Genomic DNA, 4545 nt, shown 5'->3' with positions numbered 1-4545 from the left:
CGCGCGCGAGATCGCCGCACTGTGCGCCGAGGTCGGGAGGCTCGGATTATGACCGGGCCGTCTCAGAAACGCGGCTTCGCCGCCCGGCCCGGCGACGCTGAACACTGGATCAAGTCGTCAGGGACGCTGCCTGCGCGCGGCCCGGACGCCGCCGTGTTCTCGGCGCGATTGACCATCGACGTCACCTCCGAATTGCGCGGGCGCATCAAGATCGCAGCATTCCGGCGCGGCGTCACGGTCGCCGACATGCTGCGCGATCTGCTCGCGCGCGAATTTCCCCCGACCGAAGGAGATCCATCATGACCTGCACCGCGGCCTCGCGCGTGCGCAGCGGCCCGTCGCCGTCCGCGCTCGCATCCGACCACCTGACCCATGTCGAACTGACCTGGATTGAGAAGAAGATAGAATATTGGATCCGGTTCGGAGACGACGTCCACGAGCAAATTCTGGATCGCCGCCGGCGTATCCTCTCCTACCAGCCGGGCAGCGTCTTCGCGTTCGTCCGCTGGGCCTCCAACGATTTCGGCACGGTCATCTCGCGCATCGACATCGTGCGCGCCGTCTCGCCGCGCCAACCCTATCAGACGCTGCCTTTCGTGCGCCCGGGCGGTGACATCCTGCTCAAGCTCGAAGGTTGGCCGAAGGTCGAGCACATACTCCAACTCATCGACGCCATCGAAGCGCTCAACATCGATCCGGCAGCAGTCTCGCCCGATCATTGGCGGCACATCCACAACCGCCTGACGGCAGGCCACGAGCCTCGTGCCTACACGTTCGAGCAGCATCGGGCATTCCTGAAGCGCCGGAGTGCCGAGCCATGACCCGCTTCGGTTACGTCATGACGACGTATTTCGCGGTGATGCTGATCGGCGGCCTGTCGTTCATCCACATTGCGCCGAAGCTGATTTGGAACGCCTCGGCCAGCACGCCGATCGGGCTCTATTCTATCGAACGATCACCCCGGCTCGACGTGACCGACCTGGTCGCCGTGGCCGCTCCCGAACCGCTCGCCACGTTCCTGGCCGAGCGCGGCTACCTGCCGCGCGGCGTCCCGCTCATGAAGCGCGTGGCCGGCCTTCCGGGGCAGCAGGTCTGCCGAACCGGCGCTCGCATCACCGTCGATGGCATCGCGATGGGAGAAGCGCTGCGGCACGACCGCCTCGGCCGTGATCTGCCCGTCTGGCAGGGCTGCCGGCACGTCGCGGACGGCGAGATTTTCCTCATGAACTGGTCCGTCCGCGACAGCCTCGACGGCCGCTACTTCGGTCCCATTCCCACCAGCTCGATCATCGGCCGCGCGATGCCGGTGTGGACCGACGAAGACGACAGTGGCCACTTCGAATGGCGCGCCCAAACACGTTGAGGGGCGCGCTGAACCTCTCCCCCACATGCAGCAGAAGGAACCTTCCCATGCCACAGATCGGTCAATTCACCCGCACGAAGTCTGGCTATTCCGGCCACGTCCGGACGCTCACCCTAGACGCCGCGCTTTCCCTCTTTCCGGCCGAACCTTCAGACGCCGAGAACGCGCCGGACTACCGCGTCCATCTCGGCGACGAAGATGGCCCCGAGGTCGGCGCCGGCTGGAAGCGGACCGGCGAGAAGGCTGGCGAGTATGTCTCGCTGCTCCTCGACGATCCCGTCTTCGCGCAGCCGGTGCGCGCCAACCTGTTCCAGTCCGGCGACGACAAGACGGCTTGGGGCCTCCACTGGAACCGCCCGCCGAAGCGCGGCGAGCGGGACTGAGGCCATGCGGACGCTTCACCCAACGCGCAGACGTTTCGTGGATACTGGGCGGACGCAAGCCGCCCGGCATCTCCCCATCCTTCTTCTTTCCGGCCTGCTTTTCGCCGCCGGATTGCCGGCCGCTACTTTGGCTCAGAGCGCGCCGGTCGAGCGAACCGATCCTGCCGATCCGATCGCCGCCTATGTCACCGAAGCCTCGCAACGCTTCGGCGTTCCGGCGGCCTGGATTCGCGCCGTCATGCGCGTCGAAAGCGCCGGCGATGCGCGCGCGATCTCCCGAGCGGGTGCGGTGGGACTCATGCAGATCATGCCCGATACCTGGGCGGCGCTGCGCATCCGCCATAATCTCGGCAATGATCCCTACGACCCGCGCGACAACATCTTGGCAGGCGCGGCTTACCTGCGCGAAATGCACGACCGCTACGGCTCGCCGGGCTTCCTCGCGGGCTACAACGCCGGTCCTGGTCGCTACGACGAATATCTTGCGGACGGTCGTGCGTTGCCGGCGGAAACGCGGGCCTATGTCGCGGCCCTCGCACCTCTCATCGGCGGCAGCGAGATCGCCGGAACCGTCACTGTCGCGACTGCCGATCCGCTGGCGTGGACGCGCTCCCCGCTGTTCATCGCGCGCGCCGACGGCCCGACCTCTGCTGATCGGGCGCAGACCGGGGGCCGTTCTGAAGACGCTCCGGCGGCGGCTCCGCTGCGCGAGGTTTCGGCGATCACGCCGCAGTCCACTGGCCTGTTTGTTGTGCGACCAGATGCTGGAGGTCCGCGATGACGGCGCCTCGACCGGATCGCGGTCTGGCGTGCCCTGGCGCATCATGGAGAGCGTTGAGGGGGGAGCGAGGCAACACGACCGCACGATGGCAGGATAAAGGGGCGCGATGTGCGCTTCGGTTCGGCTGTGTTTTTTCAGGGGCTTACGCGGCGAATTCGCGAGGTGCGCCTGATCGGCGCAGCCTGCGGCTTCGGCAATTTCAGAAGAAAATCAGCGCCGTTGCGCGATGTGCGGGATCGCGACCATGAGCGGCGAGGACGATTTCCGCATCCGGCCAGGTCGCATCCGCTCGACCAGCGCGCAGCGCGCCAGACCCTTCATCGCGCAGGCGCTGGCAGCGACCCAGCGCGCCGGCGGATCGGTTTCCCGCAAGGGGACGATCGGGGCGAACCACCGTTCCCGGTTCGGCCGGGGCCAGCGCGCGTCGGTGCAAGCCAATCGGCTCATCACGTCACGCTCGCGCGGCGCCGTCGTCAAGGCGCGCGTCGTCCGTCACGCAGGACGGGGCGCGCCACTTGCGACCCACCTCGGCTATCTGCGCCGTGAGGGCGTCACCCGGGACGGAGAGAAGGCCCGGCTGTTCGGCCCCGGCACGGACGATGCCGATCAACAAGCGTTCGCGGAGCGGTGCGAGGATGACCGGCATCATTTCCGGTTCATCGTCTCGCCCGACGACGCCTTGGAGATATCCGACCTCAAGACCTTCGCCCACGACCTCGTCGGCCAGATGGAAAAGGACCTCGGCACCAAGCTCGATTGGGTCGGCGCCGATCACTGGAACACCGAGCATCCCCATGTCCACCTGATCGTGCGCGGCGTGCGCGAGGACGGCGAGAACCTCGTCATCTCCCGCGACTACATCAAGGAAGGAATGCGTGATCGGGCGCGGGATCTGATCACGCAGGAACTCGGGCCGCGCACGGATCAGGAAATCCGCCGCACGCTCGAACGCCAGATTCACGCCGAGCGCTGGACCAACCTCGACCGGCAGCTCGCGCGTGACAGCACCCGCACCGGCGTCATCGATCTCGCGCCGCATGCCGACCGCCAACCCGACGAGTTCCATGCGCTCAAGGTCGGGCGACTACGCAAGCTGGAATCGCTCGGTCTCGCCGGCCAGATCGGTCCCGGCCAATGGGCCATGTCGGAGAACGCTGAGGCGACGCTGCGCGAGCTGGGCGAACGCGGCGACATCATCAAGCGCATTCATCGCGGCCTGGCCGAGCGCGGCATCGAGCGGGGCGCGGCCAATTATGTGCTGGCCGGCGAGAGCCTGGACGATCCCGTCGTCGGCCGGTTGGTGGCCCGTGGCCTCGACGATGAGCTGAAGGGCACGGCCTATGCCGTGGTCGATGGCGCCGACGGGCGCACCCACCACATCAAGCTGCCCGATCTCGATGCCGCCGGCGACGGCCCGCCGGGCTCCATTGTCGAACTGCGCAAGTTCGACGACGCCCAGGGCCGGCGGCGCGTGGCGCTGGCGGTCCGCTCGGACCTCTCGGTCGAGCGGCAGATCACGGCGACCGGCGCCACCTGGCTCGACCGTCAGGCTATTGCCCGCGAACCGGTCACCCTCGGTGGCGGCGGCTTCGGCGCGGAGGTGCGCGGGGCGATGGATCGCCGCGCCGAACATCTGATCGGGCAAGGCCTCGCCGAACGCCAGGGCCGCGGAGTCAGCTTCAGCCGCAATCTTATCGAGACCCTGCGTCGGCGCGAACTGGACGCGCTCGGAGAAAAGCTGGCGTCGGAGAGCGGACGGCCGCTGACGCGCGCTTCGACCGGCGAATATGTCTCCGGCACCTACCGGCAACGCTTCGCGCTCGCCTCCGGCCGGTTCGCGATGATCGACGACGGGCTCGGCTTCCAGCTCGTGCCCTGGTCCCCCTCACTTGAAAAGCAGCTCGGCCGCCATGTCTCCGGCCTCGCGCGCGGCGACGGCGGCATCGACTGGAGCTTTGGCCGCAAGCGGGGGCTCGGCCTGTGACCACCACTCTTCACGAAGAAAGGACCCCGCAATG

The 4545-nt window shown here is 67.6% G+C and carries 6 protein-coding genes; all 6 read left to right on the top strand.

Annotated elements, in window-relative coordinates; translation table 11 throughout:
• Positions 1 to 48 precede the first annotated feature (48 nt).
• The 6 genes from AB7O82_RS37420 (at position 49) to AB7O82_RS37395 (ending at position 4511) form a co-directional block, all read left to right on the top strand.
• Positions 49 to 303, top strand: coding sequence for a hypothetical protein (locus AB7O82_RS37420; protein WP_428621826.1), 255 nt, complete (start codon positions 49 to 51; stop codon positions 301 to 303).
• Complete coding sequence (locus AB7O82_RS37415) at positions 300 to 821, top strand: DUF2840 domain-containing protein (protein WP_428621825.1); 522 nt, start codon at positions 300 to 302, stop codon at positions 819 to 821. Before AB7O82_RS37420 ends, AB7O82_RS37415 begins: the two co-directional genes overlap by 4 nt.
• Positions 818 to 1363, top strand: a complete 546-nt coding sequence (locus tag AB7O82_RS37410) for a S26 family signal peptidase (protein ID WP_428621824.1) — start codon at positions 818 to 820, stop codon at positions 1361 to 1363. Before AB7O82_RS37415 ends, AB7O82_RS37410 begins: the two co-directional genes overlap by 4 nt.
• Positions 1364 to 1410: 47 nt before the next feature.
• On the top strand, positions 1411 to 1746 hold the full coding sequence (locus AB7O82_RS37405; RefSeq protein WP_203192647.1) for a DUF736 domain-containing protein: 336 nt from the start codon (positions 1411 to 1413) through the stop codon (positions 1744 to 1746).
• A 4-nt stretch (positions 1747 to 1750) separates the two neighbouring features.
• On the top strand, positions 1751 to 2527 hold the full coding sequence (locus AB7O82_RS37400; protein ID WP_428621821.1) for a lytic transglycosylase domain-containing protein: 777 nt from the start codon (positions 1751 to 1753) through the stop codon (positions 2525 to 2527).
• 244 nt (positions 2528 to 2771) lie between these two features.
• Positions 2772 to 4511: a relaxase/mobilization nuclease domain-containing protein gene (locus tag AB7O82_RS37395; RefSeq protein WP_428621820.1), complete on the top strand. Its 1740-nt coding sequence runs from the start codon at positions 2772 to 2774 to the stop codon at positions 4509 to 4511.
• Positions 4512 to 4545 lie beyond the last annotated feature (34 nt).

The sequence above is a fragment of the Reyranella sp. genome (genome assembly GCF_050185545.1).
Classification (GTDB): Bacteria; Pseudomonadota; Alphaproteobacteria; order Reyranellales; family Reyranellaceae; genus Reyranella.
Note: the sequence above shows the minus strand (reverse complement) of the source record. Positions and strands in the feature narration are given on the sequence as shown.